The 26,314-nt window shown below is 34.2% G+C and carries 34 protein-coding genes and 2 tRNA genes; all 36 read right to left on the minus strand.

Features of this window, described 5'->3' with window-relative positions; all coding sequences use genetic code 11:
• Positions 1 to 10 precede the first annotated feature (10 nt).
• The 36 genes from secY to VJY32_RS09495 all read right to left on the minus strand — a co-directional run bounded on the left by secY (position 11) and on the right by VJY32_RS09495 (position 26,312).
• Positions 11 to 1,348 carry a preprotein translocase subunit SecY gene (gene secY / locus VJY32_RS09320; protein WP_353677642.1) on the minus strand — a complete coding sequence of 446 codons (1,338 nt, stop codon included), beginning with the start codon at positions 1,346 to 1,348 and terminating at the stop codon, positions 11 to 13.
• Complete coding sequence (gene rplO, locus VJY32_RS09325; protein WP_353677643.1) at positions 1,348 to 1,812, minus strand: 50S ribosomal protein L15; 465 nt, start codon at positions 1,810 to 1,812, stop codon at positions 1,348 to 1,350. The genes secY and rplO overlap by 1 nt, the downstream gene beginning before the upstream one ends.
• Before the next feature lie 8 nt (positions 1,813 to 1,820).
• Positions 1,821 to 2,009: a 50S ribosomal protein L30 gene (gene rpmD / locus VJY32_RS09330; RefSeq protein ID WP_353677644.1), complete on the minus strand. Its 189-nt coding sequence runs from the start codon at positions 2,007 to 2,009 to the stop codon at positions 1,821 to 1,823.
• 13 nt (positions 2,010 to 2,022) lie between these two features.
• A complete protein-coding gene (gene rpsE, locus VJY32_RS09335; RefSeq protein ID WP_353677645.1) occupies positions 2,023 to 2,535 on the minus strand; it encodes a 30S ribosomal protein S5 in 513 nt (170 codons plus the stop codon).
• Between the two features lie 42 nt (positions 2,536 to 2,577).
• Positions 2,578 to 2,648 (minus strand) — tRNA-Gln (locus VJY32_RS09340).
• A 29-nt stretch (positions 2,649 to 2,677) separates the two neighbouring features.
• A complete protein-coding gene (rplR, locus tag VJY32_RS09345) occupies positions 2,678 to 3,043 on the minus strand; it encodes a 50S ribosomal protein L18 (RefSeq protein WP_353677646.1) in 366 nt (121 codons plus the stop codon).
• A 21-nt stretch (positions 3,044 to 3,064) separates the two neighbouring features.
• Positions 3,065 to 3,601 (minus strand): 50S ribosomal protein L6, encoded by a 537-nt coding sequence (rplF, locus tag VJY32_RS09350; protein WP_353677647.1) that lies wholly within the window; start codon positions 3,599 to 3,601, stop codon positions 3,065 to 3,067.
• Between the two features lie 18 nt (positions 3,602 to 3,619).
• Positions 3,620 to 4,015, minus strand: coding sequence for a 30S ribosomal protein S8 (rpsH, locus tag VJY32_RS09355; protein WP_353677648.1), 396 nt, complete (start codon positions 4,013 to 4,015; stop codon positions 3,620 to 3,622).
• A 17-nt stretch (positions 4,016 to 4,032) separates the two neighbouring features.
• Positions 4,033 to 4,302 carry a 30S ribosomal protein S14 gene (gene rpsN, locus VJY32_RS09360; protein ID WP_353677649.1) on the minus strand — a complete coding sequence of 90 codons (270 nt, stop codon included), beginning with the start codon at positions 4,300 to 4,302 and terminating at the stop codon, positions 4,033 to 4,035.
• A 9-nt stretch (positions 4,303 to 4,311) separates the two neighbouring features.
• Positions 4,312 to 4,956: a 50S ribosomal protein L5 gene (gene rplE, locus VJY32_RS09365; RefSeq protein WP_353677650.1), complete on the minus strand. Its 645-nt coding sequence runs from the start codon at positions 4,954 to 4,956 to the stop codon at positions 4,312 to 4,314.
• Between the two features lie 21 nt (positions 4,957 to 4,977).
• On the minus strand, positions 4,978 to 5,304 hold the full coding sequence (rplX, locus tag VJY32_RS09370; RefSeq protein WP_353677651.1) for a 50S ribosomal protein L24: 327 nt from the start codon (positions 5,302 to 5,304) through the stop codon (positions 4,978 to 4,980).
• Positions 5,305 to 5,316: 12 nt separating this feature from the next.
• Positions 5,317 to 5,685 carry a 50S ribosomal protein L14 gene (rplN, locus tag VJY32_RS09375; protein ID WP_353677652.1) on the minus strand — a complete coding sequence of 123 codons (369 nt, stop codon included), beginning with the start codon at positions 5,683 to 5,685 and terminating at the stop codon, positions 5,317 to 5,319.
• 26 nt (positions 5,686 to 5,711) lie between these two features.
• Positions 5,712 to 5,969, minus strand: coding sequence for a 30S ribosomal protein S17 (rpsQ, locus tag VJY32_RS09380; protein WP_353677653.1), 258 nt, complete (start codon positions 5,967 to 5,969; stop codon positions 5,712 to 5,714).
• 17 nt (positions 5,970 to 5,986) lie between these two features.
• Positions 5,987 to 6,205 (minus strand): 50S ribosomal protein L29, encoded by a 219-nt coding sequence (gene rpmC / locus VJY32_RS09385; RefSeq protein ID WP_353677654.1) that lies wholly within the window; start codon positions 6,203 to 6,205, stop codon positions 5,987 to 5,989.
• Positions 6,206 to 6,219: 14 nt separating this feature from the next.
• On the minus strand, positions 6,220 to 6,639 hold the full coding sequence (rplP, locus tag VJY32_RS09390; protein WP_353677655.1) for a 50S ribosomal protein L16: 420 nt from the start codon (positions 6,637 to 6,639) through the stop codon (positions 6,220 to 6,222).
• A gap of 18 nt (positions 6,640 to 6,657) precedes the next feature.
• Positions 6,658 to 7,299: a 30S ribosomal protein S3 gene (gene rpsC / locus VJY32_RS09395; protein WP_353677656.1), complete on the minus strand. Its 642-nt coding sequence runs from the start codon at positions 7,297 to 7,299 to the stop codon at positions 6,658 to 6,660.
• 12 nt (positions 7,300 to 7,311) lie between these two features.
• Positions 7,312 to 7,656 carry a 50S ribosomal protein L22 gene (gene rplV, locus VJY32_RS09400; protein WP_353677657.1) on the minus strand — a complete coding sequence of 115 codons (345 nt, stop codon included), beginning with the start codon at positions 7,654 to 7,656 and terminating at the stop codon, positions 7,312 to 7,314.
• A gap of 21 nt (positions 7,657 to 7,677) precedes the next feature.
• On the minus strand, positions 7,678 to 7,965 hold the full coding sequence (rpsS, locus tag VJY32_RS09405) for a 30S ribosomal protein S19 (RefSeq protein WP_353677658.1): 288 nt from the start codon (positions 7,963 to 7,965) through the stop codon (positions 7,678 to 7,680).
• 12 nt (positions 7,966 to 7,977) lie between these two features.
• Positions 7,978 to 8,802, minus strand: a complete 825-nt coding sequence (gene rplB / locus VJY32_RS09410) for a 50S ribosomal protein L2 (protein ID WP_353677659.1) — start codon at positions 8,800 to 8,802, stop codon at positions 7,978 to 7,980.
• A gap of 21 nt (positions 8,803 to 8,823) precedes the next feature.
• A complete protein-coding gene (gene rplW, locus VJY32_RS09415; protein WP_353677660.1) occupies positions 8,824 to 9,120 on the minus strand; it encodes a 50S ribosomal protein L23 in 297 nt (98 codons plus the stop codon).
• Positions 9,121 to 9,132: 12 nt separating this feature from the next.
• Entirely contained in the window at positions 9,133 to 9,759 is a 627-nt protein-coding gene (rplD, locus tag VJY32_RS09420) for a 50S ribosomal protein L4 (protein WP_353677661.1), read from the minus strand.
• A 13-nt stretch (positions 9,760 to 9,772) separates the two neighbouring features.
• Positions 9,773 to 10,393: a 50S ribosomal protein L3 gene (gene rplC / locus VJY32_RS09425; RefSeq protein ID WP_353677662.1), complete on the minus strand. Its 621-nt coding sequence runs from the start codon at positions 10,391 to 10,393 to the stop codon at positions 9,773 to 9,775.
• 10 nt (positions 10,394 to 10,403) lie between these two features.
• Positions 10,404 to 10,712 carry a 30S ribosomal protein S10 gene (rpsJ, locus tag VJY32_RS09430; RefSeq protein ID WP_014854898.1) on the minus strand — a complete coding sequence of 103 codons (309 nt, stop codon included), beginning with the start codon at positions 10,710 to 10,712 and terminating at the stop codon, positions 10,404 to 10,406.
• 66 nt (positions 10,713 to 10,778) lie between these two features.
• A complete protein-coding gene (gene tuf, locus VJY32_RS09435) occupies positions 10,779 to 11,984 on the minus strand; it encodes an elongation factor Tu (protein ID WP_353677663.1) in 1,206 nt (401 codons plus the stop codon).
• A gap of 48 nt (positions 11,985 to 12,032) precedes the next feature.
• On the minus strand, positions 12,033 to 14,135 hold the full coding sequence (fusA, locus tag VJY32_RS09440; protein WP_353677664.1) for an elongation factor G: 2,103 nt from the start codon (positions 14,133 to 14,135) through the stop codon (positions 12,033 to 12,035).
• A gap of 23 nt (positions 14,136 to 14,158) precedes the next feature.
• Complete coding sequence (gene rpsG, locus VJY32_RS09445; protein ID WP_353677665.1) at positions 14,159 to 14,626, minus strand: 30S ribosomal protein S7; 468 nt, start codon at positions 14,624 to 14,626, stop codon at positions 14,159 to 14,161.
• 3 nt (positions 14,627 to 14,629) lie between these two features.
• Entirely contained in the window at positions 14,630 to 15,007 is a 378-nt protein-coding gene (gene rpsL / locus VJY32_RS09450; RefSeq protein ID WP_353677666.1) for a 30S ribosomal protein S12, read from the minus strand.
• A gap of 101 nt (positions 15,008 to 15,108) precedes the next feature.
• Positions 15,109 to 19,350 (minus strand): DNA-directed RNA polymerase subunit beta', encoded by a 4,242-nt coding sequence (rpoC, locus tag VJY32_RS09455; RefSeq protein ID WP_353677667.1) that lies wholly within the window; start codon positions 19,348 to 19,350, stop codon positions 15,109 to 15,111.
• Positions 19,351 to 19,394: 44 nt separating this feature from the next.
• Entirely contained in the window at positions 19,395 to 23,174 is a 3,780-nt protein-coding gene (gene rpoB, locus VJY32_RS09460; protein WP_434968536.1) for a DNA-directed RNA polymerase subunit beta, read from the minus strand.
• Positions 23,175 to 23,288: 114 nt separating this feature from the next.
• Positions 23,289 to 23,669 (minus strand): 50S ribosomal protein L7/L12, encoded by a 381-nt coding sequence (gene rplL, locus VJY32_RS09465; RefSeq protein WP_353677668.1) that lies wholly within the window; start codon positions 23,667 to 23,669, stop codon positions 23,289 to 23,291.
• Positions 23,670 to 23,707: 38 nt separating this feature from the next.
• Positions 23,708 to 24,229 (minus strand): 50S ribosomal protein L10, encoded by a 522-nt coding sequence (gene rplJ, locus VJY32_RS09470; RefSeq protein WP_353677669.1) that lies wholly within the window; start codon positions 24,227 to 24,229, stop codon positions 23,708 to 23,710.
• A gap of 97 nt (positions 24,230 to 24,326) precedes the next feature.
• Positions 24,327 to 25,028: a 50S ribosomal protein L1 gene (rplA, locus tag VJY32_RS09475; protein ID WP_353677670.1), complete on the minus strand. Its 702-nt coding sequence runs from the start codon at positions 25,026 to 25,028 to the stop codon at positions 24,327 to 24,329.
• Positions 25,029 to 25,045: 17 nt separating this feature from the next.
• Positions 25,046 to 25,471 (minus strand): 50S ribosomal protein L11, encoded by a 426-nt coding sequence (gene rplK, locus VJY32_RS09480; protein ID WP_353677671.1) that lies wholly within the window; start codon positions 25,469 to 25,471, stop codon positions 25,046 to 25,048.
• Between the two features lie 17 nt (positions 25,472 to 25,488).
• On the minus strand, positions 25,489 to 26,034 hold the full coding sequence (nusG, locus tag VJY32_RS09485; RefSeq protein WP_353677672.1) for a transcription termination/antitermination protein NusG: 546 nt from the start codon (positions 26,032 to 26,034) through the stop codon (positions 25,489 to 25,491).
• Between the two features lie 2 nt (positions 26,035 to 26,036).
• A complete protein-coding gene (secE, locus tag VJY32_RS09490) occupies positions 26,037 to 26,219 on the minus strand; it encodes a preprotein translocase subunit SecE (RefSeq protein ID WP_353677673.1) in 183 nt (60 codons plus the stop codon).
• Positions 26,220 to 26,239: 20 nt separating this feature from the next.
• A tRNA-Trp gene (locus VJY32_RS09495) sits at positions 26,240 to 26,312 on the minus strand.
• Positions 26,313 to 26,314 lie beyond the last annotated feature (2 nt).

The following is a 26,314-nucleotide window of genomic DNA, read 5'->3' on the forward strand; positions in this document are numbered from 1 at the left end:
GTTAACTAAATTAAAATCTTCTTCCTCTAATTTTACCAGATTTCATAAAGCCATCATAATGGCGCATCAACAAATGAGATTCTATTTGCTGCAAAGTATCAAGTGCAACACCTACAACTATCAGTAAACTTGTTCCTCCGAAGAATGAAGCAAAACTGCCAGATACTCCAATTTTTGAAACGAATGCTGGCAATATTGCTATGATAGCTAAAAAGATTGAACCTGGTAAAGTAATTTTAGTTAGAATATTATCTATAAATTCAGCGGTTTGTTTGCCTGGTCTAATTCCCGGAATAAAACCGCCTTGCTTTTTCATTGTCTCTGCAACATCCTGCGGATTAAACGCAATTGCAGTATAAAAATATGTAAAGAAAATTATCATCAAAGCATAAATAAAAGAATATGTAAATGATTGATAAGTAAAATAACCAGCAATTGATGCTATAAATTCATTATTCGGGAAAAATGAGAACAATGTACTTGGAATAAACATAATTGATTGAGCAAAAATTATAGGCATAACACCAGCAGTGTTAACTCTAAGTGGAATATACTGAGTTACACCACCATAAACTTTTCTGCCAACTACTCTTTTTGCATATTGAACAGGAATTCTTCTTGTCCCCTGAGTAACAAGAACAACTCCAGCAATTACAAGAACCATAAATGCCAGAATTACAATTTCGATAACTAAATTTCTCTGCCCAGCTGCAAGCAATCGATATTCATCGAGAACTGCAAATGGGAAGCGGTCAATAATGCCGATGAAAATTATCAATGAAATTCCGTTACCAATTCCCTTTTCTGTAATTTGCTCACCCATCCACATAATAAACATTGTTCCAGCAACAAGAAATACAATAGTTGAAAGAGACCAACCAATACCTCTTACTTCTTCTGGAACGATAGGAGCATTATTATAACGAATGTTTAATAAGTGAATTGTAACACCCCATGCCTGGAAAGCAGAAATAATTACAGTACCATAACGGGTCCATTGCGTAATTTTCTTTCTTCCTTCTTCTCCTTCTCTTTGCAGTTTTTGAATATAGGGGATTACTGCACCTGCTAATTGTAAAATAATTGAAGCAGAAATATAAGGCATAATCCCGAGAGCAAATAAAGCTGCGTTTCTAAAGGCACCGCCTACAAATAAATCATACAAGCCAAAAAGATTATCAGATGTGGAATTGGTCATAGCTGAATTAAGAAGATATGAATCAATTCCAGGCAATGTTACATGTGCACCAATTCTAACTATTATGAGCAAGGCAAGAGTGTAAAGTATTCTTTGCCTCAGCTCGTGAATTTTAAATATGTTCCGAAAAGTTTCTTGAAAAGTTGCCATTAAGCTTTAATCTCTTTTATGGTTCCACCAAGTGATTCTATTTTTTCTTTAGCTGAAGCACTAAAAGCGTGTGCTTCAATATTTATTTTTGATTTTAATTCTCCATTACCGAGAATTTTATAAGGTGCTGCAGCTTTTGAAATTAATCCATTCTTATAAAGTGTAACAGCATTGATAATGCCATCTTCAATTTTTTTGTTATCAATTAATTTTTGAATACTTCCAATATTAACAACCTGATACTCAATTTTAAATGGATTACGAAAACCTCTCTTAGGCAATCTTCTTTGAAGAGGCATTTGACCACCTTCAAACCAGATTTTGAATTTAGCACCTGAACGAGAACGTTGACCATTCATACCACGAGTTGCAGTTCCACCATGTCCACTACCTTCACCTCGGCCAATTCTTTTTTCTCTTTTGTGTGAACCTTTTGCTGGTTTCAAATTACTAAGTATATCCATTTAATCACCTATTCTTCTATTTCTTCTACTTTTACTAAATGTGATACTTTTCTAATCATTCCTCTTATTTGAGGAGTATCATTATGAATTACTTGATAATTAGGTCTTCCCAAACCGAGTGCTTTAATAGTAAGTTTCTGTGGTTTAGGTCTATCAATTATACTTTTCGTTTGTATTATTTTTAATTTTTTAGCCATTATTAAAACCTCACTATAAACTGAATAACTCGCTTACTTTCATTCCACGTTTATAAGCCATAGTTCTTGCATCAATTAAATTAAGCAGAGCTTTCAAAGTTGCTTTAACTTGATTATGTGGATTTGAAGAACCTAATGATTTTGTAAGAACATCTTGAACACCTGCTGCCTCTAAAACGGCACGGACTCCACCACCAGCAATTAATCCTGTACCTGGAGAAGCTGGTTTTAAGAGCACTTTGCCTGCTCCAAACTTGCCTATAATTTCATGTGGTATTGTGCCTTTAATAACAGGTACTTTATAAACATTTTTCTTAGCATCGTCGATTCCTTTAGCGATAGCATCGGTAACTTCATTTGCTTTCCCAAGTCCAACTCCCACGTGACCATTACCATCACCTACTACGACAATGGCATTAAAGCTGAATCGACGGCCACCTTTAACTACTTTTGCAACTCTGTTAATATGGACTATTTTTTCTTTTAAGTTTTCTAAACCAGTAACTTTTTTGTGCTTGAAGTTCACTTTAACTCCTATCTTTCATCAATTTCAAAATTTTCTTTAGAGCTGCCGGAGGAGGATTCGAACCTCCACATACGGCTCCAAAGGCCGCTGTCCTGCCATTAGACGATCCGGCAAGAAACTATTTTTCTTGCAATTGGCAGGATTAAAACTTTAATCCGCCTTCTCTTGCTCCTTCTGCAATTGCTTTTACTTTACCATGATATGGATAACCACTTCTGTCAAATACTACAGTGGTTATTCCTTTTTCTAATGCTTTTTGAGCTAATAATTTCCCAACTAATTTTGCTTTAGGTATTTTACCGCTTAAATTTTTTACTTCCTCTGCAATTTCCTTTGAAAGTGTTGATGCAAATGCTAATGTATGACCTTTATCATCATCAATTAATTGGGCATAAATGTGTTTCAAACTTTTATAAACACAGAGTCTTGGCTTTAAAGCAGTGCCATGAATTTTTTTTCTTATCCTGATTTTTTTTCTTAATCTTCTTTTATAATCTTTCAAAAACATTGTCACATTCTCCTAAGTGGATTATTTACCAGCTGTCTTACCAGCTTTTCTGATAATTACTTCATTAGAATATCTTATACCTTTGCCTTTATAAGGTTCAGGTTTTCTAAATGACCTAATTTTTGCTGCTACTATTCCAACCAATTCTTTATTAATCCCGGAAATTTTAATCTGTGTAGGTGTTGGAACTTCAATTTTAATTCCTTCCGGCGGAATAAAATAAATTGGGTGCGAATAACCAATTGTAATTAAAATATTATTTCCTTTTAATTCTGCTTTGTAACCAACACCTACAATTTCAAGTGTTTTGGTATAACCTTCGGTTACACCTTTTATCATATTATTAATCAAAGCTCTTGTTAATCCATGAAGAGCTCTGTTTTCTTTTGTATCGTCCGGTCTTTTAACAATAATTTCATCCTTTGTTATATCCACGGTGATATTAGGATGAATTTTCATCTCTAATTCACCGAGTTTACCTTTAACCTTAATTATATTATCGGTTTTGGTTACTGTTACATCTTTAATTGGTATTGGTTTTCTTCCTATACGTGACACTTTTTAACCTCTCAATTTTTACCAAACATGGCAGATAACTTCTCCGCCAACAGATTCTTTTCTTGCTTGTTTATCAGTTAATAAACCTTTTGATGTTGATATAATTGCAATTCCCAATCCATTAAGTACACGGGGAATATGGTCTTTATCAACATACAAATGTAAACCTGGAGTACTGATTCTTTTTAATCCTGTAATTGAAGAAACTCCATTAATATACTGAAGGTGAATTCTCAGTATATTTTGCTTATTATCTTCAATGATATTATAATCTTTAATAAACTTATTGTTCTTTAAAATCTCAGCAATAGCTACCTTCATTTTTGATGAAGGAACGTCAACATATTTTTTCCTTGCTTTAACAGCATTTCTAATTCTTGTTAAGAAATCTGCAATCGGATCTGTTACTGGCATTTAATATTCTCCTTCTATTACCAACTTGATTTTTTTAAGCCGGGGATTTCTCCACGTAAAGCCATTTCTCTAAGCACCAATCTCGAAACACCAAATTTTCTGTAATAACCTCTGGGTCTTCCAGTAATCATACATCTATTATGAAGACGAGTTGGTGAAGAATTACGGGGCAAAAGCTGTAATGCTTCATAATCCCCTTTTTCTTTCAGTTCTTTTCTTTTAGCAGCATATTTTTCATATAATTTTGCTCTTTTTATTTCCCGAGCTATTAAACTTTTTCTTGCCATAATTTTCCTTTAATTAGTTTCTTTTTTTCTAAATGGCATTCCAAATGCACTAAGCAATTCATAAGCTTCCTTGTCGGTCTTAGCAGTAGTAACAAAAGTAATATCCATTCCCAAAATTTTATTTACCTTATCAACATTAATTTCAGGAAAAATAATTTGTTCTTTTATTCCAAGAGTATAATTTCCTCTGCCGTCAAATGATTTATCAGAAATTCCTCTAAAGTCACGAACTCTTGGAAGAGCTATTGTAATTAATCTATCAAGGAATTCATACATTCGTTCTCTTCTTAAAGTAACTTTTGCACCAATTTTCATACCTTCACGCAATTTAAAATTTGATATAGACTTCTTAGCTGTTCTAATAGATGGTTTCTGTCCAGTAATTGTTTCTAAATCTTTTACAGCTTCTTCAAGAATTTTGGGGTCCTGAACTGCCTGGCCTACTCCCATATTTATAACAATTTTTTCAAGTCTTGGAACCTGCATTACATTTTTGTAACCAAATTGTTCCTTTAATTTTGGAACAATTTCTTTGAAATATTTTACTTTCAATCTTGCAGGCACTTTTTCTTCAACTACAGTTGCAGTAGTTTCTTCCGCTGCTTTAGTTTTCTTTTCTTTTTGTTGTTGAACTTGTTCTTTTTGTTTTCCCATTGCTATTATAAACCCTTAATTTTATACGAGCATTTCGCCACTTGCTTTACTAATTCTAACACTTTTCTTTTTACCTGTTTTTTCATCTATAATAATTTTTGAACCAATACGAGTAGGTTCATTTGTTTTTGGATCAAGAATCATAACATTAGAAACATGTATAGGAGCTTCTTTTTCAATTATTCCACCTTGTGGATTTTTCTGATTCGGTTTTGTATGACGTTTACGAATATTAACGCCTTCAACAATAATTCTATTTTTTTCAGGAAATACTTTTAAAACTTTTCCTGTTTTACCTTTATAGTTGCCGGCAATTACAATTACCGTATCGTTCTTCTTAATTTTCATTTTATCTATTCCTTATAAAACTTCTGGAGCTAAAGAAATTATTTTCATAAATTTTTTATCGCGAAGTTCTCTTGCAACAGGTCCAAATATACGGGTACCTCTTGGTTCACCTTGATTATTGAGAAGAACAGCTGCATTTTCATCAAATCTAATATAAGAGCCATCGCTTCTTCGAACTTCTTTTTTAGTTCTGACTATAACAGCACGTGCCACCTCGCCTTTTTTGACAGACCCACCTGGTATTGCAGATTTTACACTCACAACTATAACATCACCAACCGTAGCATAACGTCTATTACTTCCTCCTAGAACACGAATACAGCGAACTTTTTTGGCTCCTGAATTATCTGCTACCACTAAATTTGTTTCTTCTTGTATCATGATTATCTGCTCCTCATCAAACTTTATTATTTAACTTTTTCGATAATTTCAACTAAACGCCATCTTTTTCTTTTGCTCAAAGGACGTGTTTCCATAATTTTGACAACATCACCTATACTGCATTCATTATTTTCATCATGTGCCATCAACTTTGTTGTTCTTTTATAATACTTTTTATAAAGCGGATGTGCTACACGTCTTTCGATTGCAACTACAATGCTTTTGTTCATTTTATTGCTAATAACAGTGCCAATCCTAACTTTTCTTGTATTTCTTGTCTGCATGGAAGAACAATTGCTCCTTATTTATTTTCCTTTGAGTTTTTTGCTTCTTGCATTTCACGTTCTTTAAGAACTGTTTTCATTCTTGCAATATCTTTTTTAGTAAGACGCAATTTAGCTGTATTAGTCAAATTTTTTAGTTCATGTTGAAATCTCAAGTCCACAAGATTCTTTTGTTCTTCAAGAATTCTCTTTTTAATTTCTTCGGTGGACATTTCTCTTATTTGATATATCTTCATAGCGTCAAATCCTCTTAAGCTTCTAAATCAATACGTTGAACAATCTTTGTTTTAATTGGCAATTTATGTGCAGCAAGTGTAAGAGCTTCATGAGCAGTGGTTTTGTCAATACCACCAACTTCAAAAAGGATTCTACCTGGTTTAACAACGGCAACCCAGAATTCTGGAGCACCTTTTCCTTTACCCATTCTTGTTTCAAGTGGTTTTTTAGAAACAGGTTTATCTGGAAAAATTCTTATCCAAACTTTACCATCTCTTTTCATTTTACGAGAAAGAGCAACACGACATGCTTCTATTTGTCTACTTGTAATCCAAGCAGGTTCAAGAGCTTTTAACCCAAAGTCTCCAAAATTTACTATATGACCTCGAGTTGCTTTTCCTTTTCTTCTTCCTCTTTGCGCTTTACGATATTTTACTCTTTTTGGCATTAACATGAGAAAAACTCCCAAAGATTATTCAGTTGAACGTTTACCTAAAATTTCTCCACGGCAAATCCAAACTTTTACACCAATGGAGCCGTAAATAGTTTGAGCAGTAGCTTGCGCATAATCAATATCTGCTCTAATTGTATGAAGCGGTATCCTTCCTTCTTTGTATTGTTCTGTTCTTGCCATTTCAGCACCGCCTAATCTGCCAGAGCACATAACTCTTATTCCTTCTGCACCCATTCTCATAGCAGCTGTTATTGCACTTTTCATTGCTCTTCTAAAAGAAATCCTTCCTTCAATTTGCTTTGCAATATTTTCTGCAACTAAGTAAGCATCAAGTTCTGGTCTTTTAATTTCTGTTATCTGAACTTTTACTTCTTTGTTTGTAATTTTCTTTAATTCTTCTTCAATTTGAGCAATTTCTTTCCCGCTTTTGCCAATAACAACTCCAGGGCGGGAAGTATGAATTGTCACTATTACATTTTTGGAAGTTCTATCAATTTTAATTGCAGAAACACCAGCATTTTGCAATCTCTTTCTAATGTAAAGTCTGAGCTTGTAATCCTCAATTAACTTTGGTGCATAACTTTTATTTTCGAACCAGTTCGATTCCCAGCCTCTTATTATTCCGACTCTAAAGCCAATTGGATTTGTCTTTTGACCCAAAACTTCCTCCGATTACTTTTTAGTTGCTACTACAATTGTTAAATGATTAGAACGTTTTCTTATTCTATAAGCTCTCCCCATTGGAGCGGGAGTAATTCTTTTTAATGTTGGTCCCTGATTAACATAAACTTCTTTTACATATAAATCTGAAATCTCATGCTTAACATTTTCATCTTTATTCATCAAATTGGAAACTGCTGACCTCAAAACTTTTTCTGCTGATTTAGAAGCATGTTTTGGAGAAAAGTGAAGAATTTCAATTGCCTGATCAACAGATTTACCTCTAATCATATCAATAACCAAGCGCATTTTTCTTGGCGATGAACCGATATATTTATGTGTCGCTTTAGCTTCCATTATTTTCTACCTCAATTTCCATTATTTAACTTTTGATGCTTTTTCAGCTTTTGTGCCTGGATGACCTCTAAAAATTCTTGTTGGTGCAAATTCACCAAGTTTATGTCCGACCATATTTTCAGTAATATAAACAGGAATCATTTTATTACCATTATGAACAGCTATTGTATGTCCAACAAATTCAGGTGAAATTGTACTTGCACGAGACCATGTTTTAATAATTTTTTTCTGATTTGTCTCGTTAAGTTTACGAATTTTTCTTAACAACTTAACATCAATGTAAGGACCTTTTTTAACTGATCTTGGCATATGCTACTCTAATTATTTTCTTCTTTTAATAATATATTTATTAGAAGGTTTATTTCTCTTTCTTGTTTTCAATCCTTTAGACTTTTGACCCCATGGAGATACAGGATGTCCGCCACCAGATGTTTTACCTTCTCCTCCACCCATTGGATGGTCAACAGGGTTCATTGCAACACCTCTTGTATGAGGTCGAATTCCAAGCCATCTGCTTCTACCTGCTTTTCCAAGACTAATATTTTCATGGTCAGCATTTCCTACTACTCCATAAGTTGCCATACATTCAACACTCACCATTCGAACTTCGCCAGATGGTAATTTTAACTGTGCATACTTTCCTTCTTTTGCTAAAAGTTGTAATGATGTACCTGCAGCTCTTCCTAATTGTCCGCCTTTCTTAGGTTTCAATTCAACATTATGAACAAAGCTGCCAACCGGAATTTCTTTTAATGGTAATGCATTTCCTACTTTTATTTCAGAACCAGGTCCCGACATTAGAACTTCTCCAACCTTTAATCCATCTGGAGCTAATATGTATCTTTTTTCGCCGTCTGCATAATGCAACAGTGCTATTCTTGCAGAACGATTTGGGTCATACTCAATAGAAAATACTTTTGCTGGAATTCCAAATTTATCTCTTTTAAAATCAATGATTCTATATTGACGTTTATGTCCACCACCTCTATGACGAGCAGTTACTCTTCCTAAATTATTTCTACCACCAGATTTTTTTAGTGGAGCAAGTAGAGATTTTTCTGGTGTAGTTTTAGTTATCTCCTCAAATGTGGAGATACTCATAAATCTCGTACCAGGTGTTATCGGTTTTAATTTTCTAATTCCCATTGAATCTCCAATTCAATCGATTTATACTTGACCAAAGATGTCGATTGTTTGACCTTCTTTCAAAGTTACAATAGCTTTTTTGAATTTTGGTGTTCTGCCTGTAAAACGACCTCTTCTTGTAAACTGTGTTTTTGTTTTCCCTTTATATCTAATAGTATTTACCGAAACTACATCAACATTAAATTTTTCTTTAATAGCTTTAGCAATTTCGATTTTATTAGCATCAATATTCACAATAAAGCCATATTTATTAGGATGCTTCTCGCTAATTTTTGTCATTTTCTCTGTAATCAAAGGTCTAATTAAAATTGTTTTCATTTTCTTACCTGATTAATTAAATGTACTTTCAAGAAGAGTAAGTGCACTTTTTTGTAAAATTAGAACTTGATTGTTCAGTAATTCATAGGCAGAAGCTTTGTTAGCTTCGAGTATATTTACTCTTTCAATATTTCTTCCTGATTTATAAACATTTTCAAGTGTTCCATTTGTCAACAGCAATGTCTTCTTACCATCTATGTTCAATGCTTTAAGAATATTTACAAAATCTTTTGTCTTTGGTTTTTCAAAATTAAAATCTTCAAGCACAATTATTTGATTATTCTTAGCTTTATAAGATAAAGCGGATTTGCGAGCTAATGCATTAACTTTTTTATTCAACTTTTGTCTATAATCTCTTGGTTTAGGGCCAAAAATTGTACCGCCACCTATCCAGAGAGGAGAACGAATCGAACCAGCTCTTGCACCACCTCTTCCTTTTTGACGCCATGGTTTTTTTCCACCACCACGAACTTCACTTCTTTCTTTTGTTTTATGTGTCCCCTGTCTTTGATTAGCTAAATAAGCTTTAACAGCTAAATACAGAGCGTGGTCATTAGGTTCGATTTCAAAAATATCTTTTGAAAGCTCGACTTGTTCGCCTGTTTTTGTTCCGTCTATTTTATAAACATCTAATTTCATTTTCTATCAACAATTATTTATTAATTGCAACTATTGAATTAATTGAGCCAGGTACAGCTCCTTTTACCATTATAATATTTTTTTCTGGAATTACTTTTACAACTTTCAAATTTCTGATTGTTACATTTTCATAACCCATTCTTCCCGCCATTCTCTGTCCTTTAAAAACTCTGGACGGGAAAGAACTTGCACCTATAGAACCTGGGGCACGTACTCTATCACTTTGTCCGTGAGTAGTTGAACCAACCCCACCAAATCCATGACGTTTTACAACACCTTGGAATCCTTTACCTTTACTTTTTCCAGAAACTTTAACCTTATCCCCTTCCTGGAAAATATCAACTTTAATTTCATCACCAATTTTATAGTTCTCTATTTCAAAATTTCTAAATTCTTTTAGAACTCTTGGTGGTTTCAAACCAAGTTTTTGAAACACTGCTAACTGTGGTTTATTTACATGCTTTTCTTTTCTTTCGCCGAAGCCTAATTGAAGTGATTCATAGCCGTCTTTTTCTTTTGTTTTAACTGCATAAACAATGCAAGGACCAGCTTCAAGAACAGTCACTGGGATTATTTTCCCATCTTCGGCAAAAATATTTGTCATTCCCAATTTTTTAGCTAACAAACCTGGCATTTTATTCTTCCTATAACTTTATCTCAATATCAACGCCGGCAGGTATTTCTAACTTGCTCAGCGCATCAACAGTTTTATTATTAGAATTATGAATATCAATAATTCTTTTATGAGCCCTAATCTCAAATTGTTCACGTGATTTTTTATCTACGTGCGGCGACCTTAAAACTGTAAAAACAGTTCTTTTTGTTGGCAAAGGAATTGGTCCAGAGACAACCGCACCTGTACTTTTTACAGTCTTGATAATTTTTTCAGTTGACTTATCAATCAAAATATGATCGTATGATTTCAACTTAATTCTAATTTTTTGACCGGGCACTTTTTATAATCTCCTTTTTCAAACAAAAATAAAGGGAAAGAAAATTCTTTCCCTCAAATAATTTATTTATTCAATAATTTTGGTTACAACTCCAGCACCTACAGTTCTACCACCTTCACGGATAGCAAAACGCAAACCTTCTTCCATAGCAATTTCTGCAATTAATTCAACTTTCAATCTTACATTATCACCTGGCATAACCATTTCAGTTCCTTCTGGTAATGTTGCAACTCCAGTTACATCTGTTGTTCTGAAATAGAACTGTGGACGATATCCGTTAAAGAATGGTGTATGACGTCCACCTTCTTCTTTTGAGAGCACATAAACTTCACCTTCAAAAACTTTATGCGGTGTAATGGAACCTGGTTTTGCAACAACCATTCCTCTTTCAATTTCTTTTTTATCAATACCTCTTAATAACAATCCAGCATTGTCGCCAGCTATTGCTTCATCGAGTTCTTTACGGAACATTTCAATACCGGTGACAACTGTTTTCTTATGCTGGCCTAAGCCAATTAATTCAACTTCTTCGTTTAATTTAATTCTGCCTCTTTCAACTCTGCCTGTTGCAACTGTACCACGACCTGTAATTGAGAAAACATCTTCAACTGGCATTAAGAATGGTTTATCAATACTTCTTTCTGGAATTGGTATATAGCTATCAACTGCATCCATTAATTCCCAGATACATTTATATCTCTCGTCTGTAATTGGTGCACCTGCCATACCAGCTTCCATAGCTTTCAAAGCAGAACCTCTAATGATTGGAATTTCATTTCCAGGGAATTCATATTTTGATAACAACTCTCTTACTTCCATTTCTACAAGATCAATCAATTCAGGGTCATCAACCATATCAACTTTGTTTAAGAATACTACGATTCTGGGAACACCAACCTGACGAGCTAAAAGAATATGTTCTCTTGTTTGAGGCATTGGACCATCGGTTGCTGCAACAACAAGAATAGCACCGTCCATTTGAGCAGCACCAGTAATCATGTTCTTTACATAGTCTGCGTGACCTGGACAGTCAACATGAGCATAGTGTCTTTTTTCTGTAGAATATTCTACGTGTGCAGTAGCAATTGTGATACCTCTTTCTCTTTCCTCCGGAGCATTATCGATACTGTCGAATGTTCTAACCTGTGATAATCCTTTTTGAGCTAATGCCATGGTGATGGCAGCTGTAAGAGTAGTTTTACCATGGTCTACGTGTCCAATAGTACCTATATTAACATGAGGTTTACTACGATCAAATTTTTCTTTTGCCATCGAGTTACTCTCCTTGTTATTTATTTTCTAATTAATTTGTTTATTATTCTAAAATTGTTCAACTGATGATTTTTTCAATTGTGATTTTTCAGTAATTTCTTCAGCAACCGACTTAGGAACCTCTGCATAATGAGAAAATTGCATTGTAAAGATTGCTCGTCCTTGAGTCATAGATCTTAAAGTAGTTGCATAACCAAACATTTCAGCAAGTGGAACCTGAGCTTTAATTACCTGAGCATCCTTTCGCATTGTAAATCCTTCAATTTTTCCTCTTCTTGAGTTCAAATCACCCATAACATCGCCAAGATATTCTTCTGGTGTAATTACTTCAACATTCATAATCGGTTCAAGCAAAATCGGGTCTGCCTTTAGCGCACCTTGCTTGAAAGCAATTGAAGCTGCAACTTTAAATGAAATTTCATCAGAGTCAACTTCATGATAAGAACCATCAAATAATTTAACTTTTACATCTACAACAGGATAACCAGCAAGTACTCCATTCCTCATTGCATCCTGAATACCATGAATAATTGGATTAATATATTCTTTAGGCACAACACCGCCAACTATTGCATTTTCAAATTCGAAACCTTTACCCGGTTCATTTGGTGAAAGCTCAAGCCAGACATGACCATATTTACCTCGTCCACCAGTTTGTTTAATAAATTTACCTTCAGCTTGGACTGTTTTTGTAATTGTTTCTCTATAAGCTACTTGAGGTTTACCAACATTAGCTTCAACTTTAAATTCTCTTTTCATTCTATCAACTAAAATTTCGAGATGAAGTTCACCCATTCCACTAATCAATGTCTGTCCTGTTTCCTCGTCAACAAAAACTTTGAAAGTTGGATCCTCATCAGATAGCTTAGAAAGAGCATCTGATAATTTATCTTGGTCTGCTTTAGTTTTTGGTTCAATTGCAATCTGAATAACTGGTTCAGGGAATGCCATTCTTTCAAGAATTATTGGGTCGTCTTCGGTACATAAAGTGTCGCCAGTTCTTGTAAATTTCAAACCAACAAGTGCTGCAATATCACCAGCTCTAACTTCATCCATATCTTCTCTATGATTAGCATGCATTAAAAGAACTCTTCCTACTCTTTCTTTTTTATCTGCGACAGAATTATAAACATAAGAACCTGCTTTCAATGTGCCAGTGTAAACTCTAATAAATGTCAATTTACCTACATAGGGGTCTGTCATAATTTTAAATGCAAGAGCAGTAAACTTTTCATTAGGGTCAATTTTTCTTTCAACATGGTCTTTTTTATGAACATGATGTGCAACTAAGTTGCCTAAATCCAAAGGCGAAGGTAAGAAATCAACAACAGCATCAAGAAGCATTTGAACGCCTTTATTTTTAAATGAAGAACCGCATAGTACAGGAACAATTTTTAATTGAATAGTTGCCTGACGCAAAACTTTTTTAATTTCTTCAGCTGAAATTTCTTTACCTTCGAGATATTTTTCAAGAAGAGTATCATCAATCTCTGATACTGCTTCAAGCATTTGAGTTCTATATTTTTGAGCTAATGGCATTAAATCAGCAGGTATATCAACATCCTCGTATGTAGTTCCAAGAGTTTCTTCGTGATACATACGAGCTTTCATTGTCATTAAATCAATAATACCACTAAACAAGTCACCATCACCCACAGGCAAAGCAATAGGAACTGCATTTGCACCAAGTCTGTCCTTCATCATCTGCACTGCATTATAAAAATCTGCTCCAACTCTATCCATTTTATTCACAAAAGCAATTCTTGGTACTCCATATTTATCAGCCTGTCTCCAGACAGTTTCTGATTGAGGTTCTACTCCTCCAACTGCACAGAACAGTGCAATTGCACCATCTAAAACTCTTAAAGAACGCTCAACTTCTACTGTAAAGTCAACATGCCCAGGAGTATCAATAATATTTATTTGATGATTGTTCCACATTGTTGTTGTAGCAGCACTGGTTATAGTTATTCCTCTTTCCTTTTCCTGTTCCATCCAGTCCATTGTAGCAGAACCATTATGAACTTCACCCATGCGATGAACTTTGCCGGTATAATAAAGAATTCGTTCTGTTGTAGTTGTTTTACCGGCATCAATATGAGCCATAATACCAATATTTCTAACCCTACTTATGTCAACTCTATTAGACATTATAAATAATTACTCCTTTCTCATTACCACTTAAAATGAGCAAAAGCCTTATTAGCTTCCGCCATTCTATGTGTATCATCTTTTTTCTTTATTGCATTTCCTTCATTATTAGCAGCTGCAATTAGTTCTGCAGCTAATTTCAATGCCATAGATTTATCTTTTCTTTCACGAGCATAAGTTCTAAGCCATCTTAGTGCAAGAGCAGTTCTTCTTTCAGGACGAACTTCCATAGGGACCTGATATGTAGCTCCACCTACTCTACGGCTTCTTACTTCGACCATAGGAGATACATTTTGAACTGCTTTTTTAAAAACTTCTAAAGCCGGTTTCTTTGTTCTTTGCTCAATAATATCGAAACTTTCGTAAACTATTTTTCTGGCAATGGTTTTTTTACCATCCCACATTAAGTAATTAATAAATTTAGCAACCAAAACATCGTTATACTTTGGGTCCGGCTTAATAAATCTTTTTTCTGCTCTTTTCTTTCTCATAAACTATTTTGCTTTTGGTTTTTTAGTTCCGTATTTAGATCTACCTTTTTTTCTATCTTCAACTCCGCTTGCGTCGAGAGTTCCTCTTATAATATGATAACGTACACCAGGCAAATCTTTAACTCTCCCACCTCTAATTAATACTATAGAGTGTTCCTGTAAATTATGACCTTCTCCAGGAATATATGCCGTAACTTCTATTCCATTAGTCAATCTAACTCTCGCAACTTTTCTAAGAGCTGAATTAGGTTTTTTAGGAGTAGTAGTATAAACTCTTGTACATACACCACGTTTCTGAGGATTACCTTCCAGAGCTGGTGCTTTATTCTTAGCTTTTACTACTTCTCTTCCTTTTCTTACCAACTGATTAATTGTTGGCACTAATATTCCTCCAAATTTTTTCTTTTAAGTAAAAATTCAGACTCAAAATTTATTGATTATCAACCCAATTGTCAAGAAATCAATTTATATTTTTGAATTTTTTAAGCAGATTCTTCTTCAACTCCTTCCTTTGGAATAGCCTCTTTTGCTTCTACTTCTTCTTCTGTCAGAATAATATTTTTATATTTTTTCAGGCCAGTACCTGCAGGGATTAAATGTCCCATAACAACATTTTCTTTAAGTCCAATTAGATAATCAGTTCTTGCTTCAGTTGCTGCATTTGTAAGAACTTTTGTTGTTTCCTGGAATGACGCAGCAGAAATAAAGCTTTCTGTAGATAAAGCAGCATGTGTTATACCTAATAATATATTCTCAAATGTAGCAGGTTCTGCATCTCTTACTTTCATAGGTTTTTTGCCTTTACGAGTTAAATCCGCATTAATTTCTCTGTATTTTGAACGAGGTATTAATTGACCTGCTTTATATTTAGATTGTCCTGGGTCAATTATATAAACCATATTTTTAATGCGTTCATTCTCTTCAAGTAATCTATTTCTGTCAACCAAATCTTCTTCAATAAAATTAGTGTCGCCTGCAGAAATTATTTTCAGTTTTTGCAACATTTGACGAACAATGATTTCTATATGCTTATCATTAATTTTTACACCCTGTAAACGATACACATCTTGAATTTCATTTACAAGATATTCTTGAACGGCATTAGGACCTTTAATCTTTAAGATATCATGAGGATTAATTGGTCCATCTGTAATTTTTTCTCCAGCTGGAATTTCGTCACCTTCCTGAACAAGTATATGCTTTCCATAAGGAACAGAATATACTTTTTGAATTGAACCATCTAGTGATTCTATAATTATATCTCTTGCACCTTTTTTACGCGGTCCAAATTTTACTCTCCCTTCAATTTCTGAAACTATTGCTGGGTCATGCGGACTTCTTGCTTCAAATAATTCTGTTACTCTTGGCAATCCGCCTGTAATATCTCTCGTTTTAGCAGTTGCCTTTGAAATTTTTGCCAATACGGTTCCTGGCTGTATAACCTCACCTTCTTCAACTGATAAATATGCTCGTGTTGGAATATTAAATATCTTTTCATTTCCATTATCATCTTTAATTAAAATGCTTGGTGTAAGATTTTTGTCTTTTGATTCTATAACAACTTTCTGAACATGCCCTGTTTGTTCATCTGCAACCTGTTGATAAGTAACATTATCAACTAAATCAACAAAGCTAACTTTTCCACCAATGTCAGAAACAATTACAGAGTTATATGGATCGTGATTATAAAGTGGCTGACCTTTAACAACTTTTTGACCATCTTCAACCATTAACTCTGCGCCGTAAGGTATTTCATATTTTTTAATTTGTCTATCATCTTCATCAAAAATACCAATTGAACCTCTTCTTCCTATTACAACTTTTACTTTTCCGAATACATCATTCTTTTCTACATAAGAAATTCTTTCGAATTTTATGGTTCCAGCTACATTGGTTTCAACTTGAGATTGACTTGCAATACGAGATGAAGTTCCACCAAAGTGGAAGGTTCTAAGAGTTAACTGAGTGCCTGGTTCTCCAATTGATTGAGCAGCTATGATACCAACTGCTTCACCAATTTCTACTAATTGACCTGTAGTTAAATTTCTGCCATAGCATTTTGCACATACTCCATGTTTAGCTTCACAGGTCAATACTGTTCTTATATAAACTTGATCAATATTAGCTTCATCTATTTTTTCTGCAATTTCTTCTGTTATTAATTGTCCAGCTTCTACTATTAGTTCATCTGTTTTAGGGTCATATACATCTTCCTGAGCAACACGACCAATAATTCTTTCAGCAAGTGGTTCTCTTTCTAATTCTACATCTTTAAGGGCTGTTACATAAATACCGCGGATAGTGCCACAATCTTCTTCTGTTACAATTACATCTTGCGCTACATCGCATAATCTTCTTGTTAAGTAGCCAGCATCAGCTGTTTTCAATGCGGTATCAGCAAGACCTTTACGAGCACCGTGTGTAGAAATAAAATATTCAAGAACTGATAGCCCTTCTTTAAAGTTGGCTACAATTGGATTTTCAATAATTTCACCAGATTGACCAGTTAAGCTCTTTTGTGGTTTTTGCATAAGACCTCGCATACCGGCAAGCTGACGTACTTGTTCTTGAGACCCTCTTGCACCTGAATCAACCATCATATGAAGTGAATTAAATCCATTCTGGTCATTTTTCAATCTTTCCATTAATGATTTTGCAACATTATTTGTTGTAAATGTCCATACGTCAATAATTTTATTATATCTTTCAGCATCGGTTATCAAGCCTTGTTCATGTTCATTCAAAATACTGTTTACCTTTTTATTTGCTTCTTCAATTAATTTTACTTTTTCATCCGGAATAACCATATCACTAAAACTAATTGAAATACCTGCAGCAGTTGCATATCTATAACCTAATTCTTTAACATCATCAAGGAATTTAGCAGTCACTTCATTGCCTAATTTCATAAACATTTTATAAATCAATCCACTAAATGTTTTCTTAACTAGCAATTCATTTATGAATCCCATTTCTTTGGGAACTATTTGATTAAATATTACACGGCCAACAGTAGTTTCTAACAATTTATCTTCATATTTTACTTTAATACGAGCATGCAAATCAACTGCTTTGGAATTATATGCAATTATAACTTCTTCCATACTGCTAAAGATTTTGCCTTCTCCTTTTGCACCAGGTCTAACCTTAGTTAAATAATAGCAACCTAAAACTATATCCTGAGTTGGTATTACTATAGGCATTCCATTTTGAGGAGAAAGAATATTATGAGAACTAAGCATTAAAATTGAAGCTTCAAGTTGTGCCTCATAAGAAAGGGGCACATGAACTGCCATTTGATCACCATCAAAGTCAGCATTAAATGCGGTACATACCATAGGATGTAACTGAATAGCTTTACTATCTATTAATCTTGGCTGGAATGCTTGAATACCGAGACGGTGCAATGTTGGAGCTCTATTAAGTAGAACTGGATGACCATCAATTAATTTTTCAAGAATTTCCCAAATGATTGGGTCTTTTCTATCTACAGCTTTGCGAGCACTTTTAACTGTTTTGTAATGTCCTCTTTCAATCAGCTTTCTTATAATAAAAGGTTTGAACAGTTCAACTGCCATATCCTTAGGCAATCCACATTCATGCAATTTAAGTTCAGGACCGACAACAATCACAGAGCGGCCTGAATAATCCACACGTTTACCTAGCAAGTTTTGACGGAATCTTCCTTGCTTACCTTTAAGCATATCACTCAATGATTTAAGAGGACGATTACCATCACTTCTTACTGCACTTGCCCGTCGTGAATTGTCAAATAAAGCATCAACTGCTTCCTGAAGCATTCTTTTTTCATTTCGAAGAATTACTTCAGGTGCTTTAATTTCTATTAATCTTTTAAGACGATTATTCCTTATAATGACACGGCGATACAAATCATTTAAATCACTTGTTGCAAAACGCCCACCTTCAAGAGGTACAAGTGGTCTAAGTTCAGGAGGAATTACTGGAATAGCAGTTAATACCATCCACTCAGGTTTATTTTGAACTTTCCCTTCTTTTTCTCTGAAAGCTTCCAATACACGAAGACGTTTTAATATATCACTTCTTTTTTGTTGAGAAGTTTCATTTACAAGTTGAGCTTTTAATTCCTGAAATGTTTTTTCAATATCTGTATTTTTAAGCAGTTCTTTAATAGCTTCGCCACCTATTTTAGCAACAAATTTTTTGGGGTCGTTATCTTCAAGTGCATCATTATCATGAGGAAGAGATTGAACAATTTCATAATATTGTTCTTCTGAAATCAAGTCTTTTTTATTCAAACCAGTTGGACCCGGATTAATAACCACATAAGATTCATAATAAATTATTCTTTCAAGTTCTTTTGTGGTCATTCCAATAATATTGCCAATTTTGGAAGGGAGTGCTTTAAAAAACCAGATATGAACAACAGGAACAGCAAGTGCAATATGGCCCATTCTTTCGCGGCGAACACTCTTAAGTGTAATTTCAACACCACATCTGTCGCATACAATTCCTTTATAACGAATACCTTTGTATTTGCCGCATGCACATTCCCAATCTTTAACGGGTCCAAATATTTTTTCGCAGAACAAGCCATCTTTTTCGGGTCTGAATGATCTATAATTAATTGTTTCGGGTTTAGTAACTTCGCCTTTCGATCTATTAAGAATATCATCAGGGCTTGCAAGGCTGATAGTTAACTTTTCAATTGTCTTAGCTTTTGTATCTTGAGTTTTAGTTCGCATAATTTTTCTCCTTAATTTTTATACGCTTATGCGGCTTCTAACGGTTAATTAATTTTTATCTCAAGGCCTAAACCTTGAAGTTCTTTAATCATAACGTTAAAGGCTTCTGGAACATTTGGTTCCGGTATATTTTCGCCTTTAACAATAGCCTCGTATGTCTTAGCTCTTCCTGCAACATCGTCACTTTTAACCGTTAAGATTTCCTGTAATGTATGAGCCGCACCATAACCTTCTAGAGCCCAAACTTCCATTTCACCAAATCTTTGTCCACCAAACTGAGCTTTTCCACCAAGTGGTTGTTGAGTAATCAATGAATATGGTCCTATTGAGCGAGCATGAATTTTGTCGTCAACCATATGACCAAGTTTCATCATATAGATATATCCACATGTAACTTTTTGATGGAATCTTTCTCCAGTTCTTCCATCATAAAGCCATGTTTTACTGCCTTCATCAAGTTCAGCTTGTCTTAACCATTCTTCGACATCTTTAACACCTGCTCCATCAAAAATTGGCGTTTCAAATTTTACTCCTAATTTTTTACCTACCCAGCCTAATGCAGTTTCATAAAGCTGACCAAGATTCATACGGGATGGAACTCCAAGTGGATTTAATACAATGTCAACAGGAGTGCCATCTTCATGATATGGCATATCTTCAACTGGAACTACTTTAGCAACTACACCTTTATTACCATGTCTTCCTGCCATTTTATCGCCAACCTGGATTTTTCTTTTCTTAGCCACATACACTTTAGCTAATTGCGTTATTCCAGGAGGCAATTCGTCACCTGATTGTATTTTCAGTTTTTCTCTCTTATAATTTTCCTCAATTTCAGCTACAACTTTGAAATAATTAGAATATAATTTTCTAATCAATTCATTTGTATGTTTTCTTTCGAACCAATCTTTGGTATAATCAAGTCTTGTTACATCTTCAATATCAGCAAAGGTTGAGTCTTTAATCACTGTTCCACTTCTTAGAACAACAGTTCCATCAAGGTTGCGAATACCAGTTGTAGTTTTTCCTGAAGTTATTTTAGTTAACTTTTCGACAAGTTTTTTATAATAATTTTCTTGTTGTTTTTTATAAGAATTTTCTAATTCATCTAATTGTTTTTTCTCGAGCTTTTTAGCTTCTGCATCTTTTTTCTTTCTGCTAAATAATCTTGTTTTGATTACAACTCCTTTTAATCCTGGAGGAGCTTTTAATGATGCATCTTTAACATCTCCAGCTTTATCACCAAATATTGCTTTGAGTAATTTTTCTTCTGGAGTAGGGTCTGATTCACCTTTGGGCGTAATCTTTCCTATTAAAATATCACCTTCTTTTACTTCTGCACCTTCACGAACAATTCCATTTTCATCTAAATCTTTTGTAGCTTCTTCACTTACATTGGGAATATCTCTTGTTAATTCTTCTTCGCCCCGTTTTGTTTCTCTAACTTGAAGTTCAAATTCTTCTATATGAATTGAAGTAAATACATCTTCTGCTACCAATCGTTCACTTATTACAATTGCATCTTCAAAATTATATCCATTCCATGGCATGAATGCAACAGAGATATTTCTACCAAGTGCAAGTTCTCCCTTATCCATAGATGGACCATCAGCAAGTACATCTCCCTTCTTAACTTTTTGTCCTGTGACTACAACTGGACGTTGTGAAAAACAAGTTTCTTGATTAGTTCCAGCAAACTTTGTTAAGTTGTATTCGACTCGTCGTTCATCGTCAAAACTTACAAGTGCTTCTTCGGAATCAAGATTCATGTTGTATCTTACAATAATTTTTCTCGCATCTGCATACTCTACAACACCATCATCTTCTGCTAAGATAAGAAGTCGTGAATCTCTTGCTACTTTATATTCCATTCCTGTTCCAACAATTGGTGCTTCGGGAACTAAAAGAGGGACTGCCTGTCGTTGCATGTTAGAACCCATAAGCGCACGGTTTGCATCATCATGTTCAAGGAATGGAATTAATGCCGCAGCTGCACTTACAATTTGAGCAGGTGCAACATCCATGTAATCAACTTCTGAAGGAGGAACAATTGGGAATTCGCCTTTATGACGGCATTTTACTCTATCGAGAACAAATCTTCCTTGTTCATCAAGAGGAGCATTTGCCTGAGCAATAATGTATTCATCTTCCTGATCTGCACTTAAATATTCAATTGTATTTGTTACCCTACCATCTTTAACTTTTCTATATGGTGTTTCTAAAAATCCATATTGATTGACGCGTGCATAAATTGTAAGAGAAGATATAAGACCGATATTAGGACCTTCTGGAGTTTCAATCGGGCAAAGTCTTCCATAATGAGAATGATGAACGTCACGCACTTCGAATCCTGCTCTTTCACGAGTTAATCCTCCTGGACCTAAAGCTGAAATTCTTCTTTTATGTGTTAACTCAGAAAGTGGATTCGTTTGATCCATAAATTGTGAAAGTTGATTTGTACCAAAGAATGCATTAATAACACTGGTTATAGTTCTTGCATTTACCAAATCCTGTGGCTGCATATTTTCATTATCACGCATATTCATTCTTTCTTTAATAGTGCGAGCCATTCTTGCCAATCCAACATTGTACTGCTGCATCAATTGTTCGCCAACAGTTCTAACTCTTCTATTCCCAAGATGGTCAATATCATCAACGCTCACATTTCCATTTTTAAGCATGATAATATTTTTCATAATAGCAATAATATCTTCAACTGTTAGAACATGAATATTTTCATCAACATCCAGACCCAATTTATCATTCATTCTAAATCGGCCAACTTCGCCAAGGTCATATCTTTTATCATTAAAGAATAATTTATCAAGTAATGCAATTGCAGTTTCTAAATCTGGAGCTTCTCCAGAACGAAGCTGACGATAAATTGCATAGAGAGCTTCTTCTTTAGTTTTAGATGTATCTTTTTTAAGTGTATTTATAATTAAATCCTGCTCGTAGGATGTTTCTGCACTAATTAATTGAATTTTATTGAGTGATGATTTTTTAATGTTGTCTATAATTTCTTCTGTAAGCTGAGCATCTTTTGAAACATAAATTTCACCTGTTTGCAAATCAATAATATCATTAGCAGCAATTCTTCCTGAATGTTTTTCAGCATCTAAATGTTTAACGGGTACTTCTTCTATTAAATTGAATAAGTTAAGAATCTGTTCGTCGGTTTCGTAACCTAATGCTCTAAGCAAAGTAGTAGATGGAAACTTTTTTCTTCTATCGATATACACATATAAAACATTATTAATATCGGTAGCAAATTCTACCCAGGAACCTTTAAATGGAATTATTCTTGCCGAGTAAATTGGTGTTCCATTTGGATGAAATGTTTGTGCAAATGCTACTCCAGGCGAACGATGCAATTGGCTTACTATTACTCTTTCGGCACCATTTATAATGAAGGTGCCTCTTTCAGTCATATAAGGAAGATTGCCAAGATAAACTTCCTGTTCAACTGTATTGATATACTCGCCTGTTTCATCATCTTTTGTAGAAAGGCGTAATTTTGCTTTTAATGGTGCTGAATAAGTTAATCCTCTTTCTTCACACTCAGCTATAGAAAAGCGAGGTTTTTCAATATAATATTCAATAAAATCAAGGCGATAAAATTCTTTATTATCAAGAATCGGGAAATTCTGATTAAATACTGCCTGCAATCCTTTATTTTCTCGCTGTGAAGGCGGCACTTTTGCTTGCAGGAATTCCTCAAATGATTCAAGCTGAATATTCAATAAATCCGGGACCTTCAACACATTGGTAATCTTCGCAAAGGATATTCTCCCTGTGCTTTTGTTAATTTTTTGTTTTTCCAAAGCCTAACCTCCAATGATTTTATTAAATTCTTTCATTTTTATAATGAAAGAAAGTGGTAAAACGGAAATTCCATTTTACCACTTTAGATTTATCAAAAAATTAGTTGATAAAAATTATTTAATTGTTACAGTAGCGCCAGCTTCTTCTAATTCTTTTTTAATCTTCTCAGCTTCTTCTTTAGATATACCTTCTTTAACTGGTTTTGGGGCACCATCAACTAAATCTTTAGCTTCTTTAAGTCCAAGTCCTGTATGAGCACGAACTACTTTAATAACATTAATTTTAGTTGCACCAGCATTTTCGAGAATTACATCAAATTCGGTTTTCTCTTCAGCAGGTGCAGCTGCAGCACCAGCAGCTGGAGCTCCAGCCATTACAACAGGAGCAGCAGCTGTAACTCCAAATTCATCTTCTAATGCTTTTTTTAATTCTGCAGCTTCTACTAATGTAAGAGCTTTAATTTTTTCTACAATTTCAGCAATTTTTTCTGACATTTTATTTCTCCTATTAATTAATATTTCCTAAAAAAATTTTAAGCCGCTTTTTTCTTTGAGATTTCATCAATAACACTTACTAAATCTCTCATAACAGCATTAATTGCTCCAACAATGCCTGAAGAAGGTGAAGCAATACTTCCGATTATACCGGCAATAATTTCTTCTTTTGTTGGCATCGTAGCAATTGCATCTAACTGGTCAGAGCCATAATATGTTGATTCGAGATAACACCCTTTAAATGCAAATTTACCGGTATCGTCAAAATATTTTTTGATGATTTTAGCAGGTGCAACAAAATTATCTTTTGCAAATGCTACACCTGTCATCCCCGTAAGATGACCATAAAATTTATCATACCCTCCAATTTCTTCGAGGGCTTTTCTTAATAAGGTATTTTTAAAGACTTTGTAAGTAACTCCTTCCTTCTTGAAATTTGCGCGGAGTTTATTGATATCAGCAACATTTACTCCTTTATAGTCTACAAGAAACATTGCTGAAGAATCTTTTACAAGTTCTTTAATTTGTTGAAGTACTTCTACTTTTTTAGCTTTTTTCATTATTCTCCCGTATCAGTTATTTTAACAACTGTTCGGCTTTTGAAGCATTTTTAACCTTGATATAGCAAAGCTAAAATCAAGGCAGAGTGCGTAATTTTTATTTTGTAGCCAGGGCTGCTTCGTCTTTTGTTATTTTTAATCCTGGTCCCATTGTGGAAGATAGGTAAATACTTTTAATGTATTGACCTTTAGCCGAAGCTGGTTTCAGTTTTACAATTGTCTGCAAAAATGTTCTTACATTTTCTGCTAATTGTTCAACTGTAAAATTTAATTTACCTAATGAAGCATGAACAATTCCAGCTTTTTCAACACGGAATTCTATTTTACCAGCTTTTACTTCTTTAACTGCTTTTGTTACATCCTGTGTTACAGTTCCACTTTTAGGATTTGGCATTAAGCCTTTAGGACCAAGAACACGACCAAGTTTTCCTACTTCTCCCATAGTATCGGGAGTTGCAATGATTACATCAACATCTGCCCAGCCATTTTTTATTTTTTCAAGATATTCTTCAAAACCTGCATATTCAGCGCCAGCTTTTAATGCTTCTTCTGCTAAAGAACCTTTAGCTATTACAAGAACTCTAACCTGTTTACCAGTTCCGTGAGGTAATGAAACTGTACCTCTAACCATTTGGTCAGCATGTCGCGGGTCAACGCCAAGACGAACAGCACAATCAAGCGATTCTGTAAATTTAACTTTTGAATTTTCTTTAAGAACTTTAATCGCTTCTTCAATTGTATATTCTTTTTTTGTATCTACATTCTTTCTTATTGCTTGAACTCTTTTTGATACTCTCATTTTATTATACCATTATTTTATTCTTCAACTGTAATTCCCATACTGCGCGCAGTGCCAGCAATCATACTCATTGCATGTTCAATATCATGAGCATTTAAATCTGGCATTTTTAATTGTGCTATTTCTCTAAGTTGCTCTTTGGTTATTTTTCCAACCTTTGTTTTATTTGGTTCAGAAGAACCTTTTTCAATTTTTAGAGCTTTTTTTAATAAAACAGCAGCAGGGGGTGTTTTTGTAATAAATGTAAATGATTTATCGGAATAAACAGTAATAACAACGGGAATTATTAATCCCTGTTTATCTGCAGTTCTTGCATTAAACTGTTTGCAGAACTCCATGATATTAACACCTTTTTGACCCAATGCAGGTCCAACTGGAGGTGAAGGATTAGCCTGACCGCCTGGTATCTGAAGTTTAATATAACCTTCTATTTTCTTTGCCATAATTTTAACCTGATAATTTATTTCTCTAATTCTGCTTGTACAAAGTCAATTTCGACAGGTGTTTTTCTTCCAAAAATTGAAACCATAACTTTTATTTTCATTTTTTCTTCGTTCACTTCTTCAACAACACCAGTGAAATTATTGAATGGTCCATCAATAATTTTAACAAAATCACCTGCACGAAATACAGTCTCAGTTCTTTCTGCTTCTTCACCCTGAGAAATTCTGCCAACAATTCTTTTAACTTCATCAGGGAGTAATGGTAATGGATTTTTTGGATTACCCAAAAATCCCATCACAGAGGGAGTGTTTAATATAAAGTCCTTTACTTTCAAGTCTAAGTCCGCACAAATTAAAATATATCCCGGGAAAAAATTTTTCTTCTTTGTTTTCTTTTTCCCATCTTTAATCTCAAGTACTTTTTCGGTTGGCACTAATACTTCAAAGATTCTTGAACGTAATTCTTCATTATCTTTCAGTTCATTTTCGATTAAAGTCTTCACTTTATTTTCATGCCCCGAAAAAGTACGAACCACATACCATTTACCGTTTCCAGATTCCAATTTTAAAAAATCCCTTTAAATATTTGGCTAATACTCATGTCGATGATATAAGTAAACAAAGCAAGAATAAGACATACAACAATAACAATTGTAGTTGATTCTTTTAATTCGTCTTTAGAAGGCCATGTAACCTTCTTCATTTCTTTGACGACATCGTTTACAAAATTGATTATTTTTTCTTTCATATAATTTTTAATTTTGATTGCACGTCAGGAGGGACTTGAACCCCCAGCCTGCGGTTTTGGAGACCGCTGCTCTGCCAATTGAGCTACTGACGTGT

It is taken from the genome of Rosettibacter primus (genome assembly GCF_036860675.1).
In the GTDB taxonomy this organism is placed as follows: domain Bacteria; phylum Bacteroidota; class Ignavibacteria; order Ignavibacteriales; family Melioribacteraceae; genus Rosettibacter; species Rosettibacter primus.

Coding starts and splice junctions, on each gene's coding strand:
- rplV (WP_353677657.1), bottom strand. CDS start 7,656: ATGGAAGCTAAAGCGACACATAAATATATCGGTTCATCGCCAAGAAAA.
- rplA (WP_353677670.1), bottom strand. CDS start 25,028: ATGAGAGTATCAAAAAGAGTTCAAGCAATAAGAAAGAATGTAGATACA.
- rpsN (WP_353677649.1), bottom strand. CDS start 4,302: ATGGCAAGAAAAAGTTTAATAGCTCGGGAAATAAAAAGAGCAAAATTA.
- rplJ (WP_353677669.1), bottom strand. CDS start 24,229: ATGAAAAAAGCTAAAAAAGTAGAAGTACTTCAACAAATTAAAGAACTT.
- rplO (WP_353677643.1), bottom strand. CDS start 1,812: ATGGATATACTTAGTAATTTGAAACCAGCAAAAGGTTCACACAAAAGA.
- rplD (WP_353677661.1), bottom strand. CDS start 9,759: ATGAAATTAGATGTTTATAAAATAGACGGAACAAAAACAGGCGAACAA.
- rpoC (WP_353677667.1), bottom strand. CDS start 19,350: ATGCGAACTAAAACTCAAGATACAAAAGCTAAGACAATTGAAAAGTTA.
- rplC (WP_353677662.1), bottom strand. CDS start 10,393: ATGCCAGGTTTGTTAGCTAAAAAATTGGGAATGACAAATATTTTTGCC.
- rplN (WP_353677652.1), bottom strand. CDS start 5,685: ATGATACAAGAAGAAACAAATTTAGTGGTAGCAGATAATTCAGGAGCC.
- rplK (WP_353677671.1), bottom strand. CDS start 25,471: ATGGCAAAGAAAATAGAAGGTTATATTAAACTTCAGATACCAGGCGGT.
- rplW (WP_353677660.1), bottom strand. CDS start 9,120: ATGAAAACAATTTTAATTAGACCTTTGATTACAGAGAAAATGACAAAA.
- rpsH (WP_353677648.1), bottom strand. CDS start 4,015: ATGCCAGTAACAGATCCGATTGCAGATTTCTTAACAAGAATTAGAAAT.
- secY (WP_353677642.1), bottom strand. CDS start 1,348: ATGGCAACTTTTCAAGAAACTTTTCGGAACATATTTAAAATTCACGAG.
- rplR (WP_353677646.1), bottom strand. CDS start 3,043: ATGTTTTTGAAAGATTATAAAAGAAGATTAAGAAAAAAAATCAGGATA.
- rpsG (WP_353677665.1), bottom strand. CDS start 14,626: ATGAGAAAGAAAAGAGCAGAAAAAAGATTTATTAAGCCGGACCCAAAG.
- rpmD (WP_353677644.1), bottom strand. CDS start 2,009: ATGGCTAAAAAATTAAAAATAATACAAACGAAAAGTATAATTGATAGA.
- secE (WP_353677673.1), bottom strand. CDS start 26,219: ATGAAAGAAAAAATAATCAATTTTGTAAACGATGTCGTCAAAGAAATG.
- rpsS (WP_353677658.1), bottom strand. CDS start 7,965: ATGCCAAGATCAGTTAAAAAAGGTCCTTACATTGATGTTAAGTTGTTA.
- tuf (WP_353677663.1), bottom strand. CDS start 11,984: ATGGCAAAAGAAAAATTTGATCGTAGTAAACCTCATGTTAATATAGGT.
- rpmC (WP_353677654.1), bottom strand. CDS start 6,205: ATGAAGATATATCAAATAAGAGAAATGTCCACCGAAGAAATTAAAAAG.
- rplB (WP_353677659.1), bottom strand. CDS start 8,802: ATGGGAATTAGAAAATTAAAACCGATAACACCTGGTACGAGATTTATG.
- rpsQ (WP_353677653.1), bottom strand. CDS start 5,969: ATGCAGACAAGAAATACAAGAAAAGTTAGGATTGGCACTGTTATTAGC.
- rplP (WP_353677655.1), bottom strand. CDS start 6,639: ATGTTAATGCCAAAAAGAGTAAAATATCGTAAAGCGCAAAGAGGAAGA.
- rplX (WP_353677651.1), bottom strand. CDS start 5,304: ATGAAAATTAAGAAGAACGATACGGTAATTGTAATTGCCGGCAACTAT.
- fusA (WP_353677664.1), bottom strand. CDS start 14,135: ATGTCTAATAGAGTTGACATAAGTAGGGTTAGAAATATTGGTATTATG.
- rplE (WP_353677650.1), bottom strand. CDS start 4,956: ATGGGAAAACAAAAAGAACAAGTTCAACAACAAAAAGAAAAGAAAACT.
- rplL (WP_353677668.1), bottom strand. CDS start 23,669: ATGTCAGAAAAAATTGCTGAAATTGTAGAAAAAATTAAAGCTCTTACA.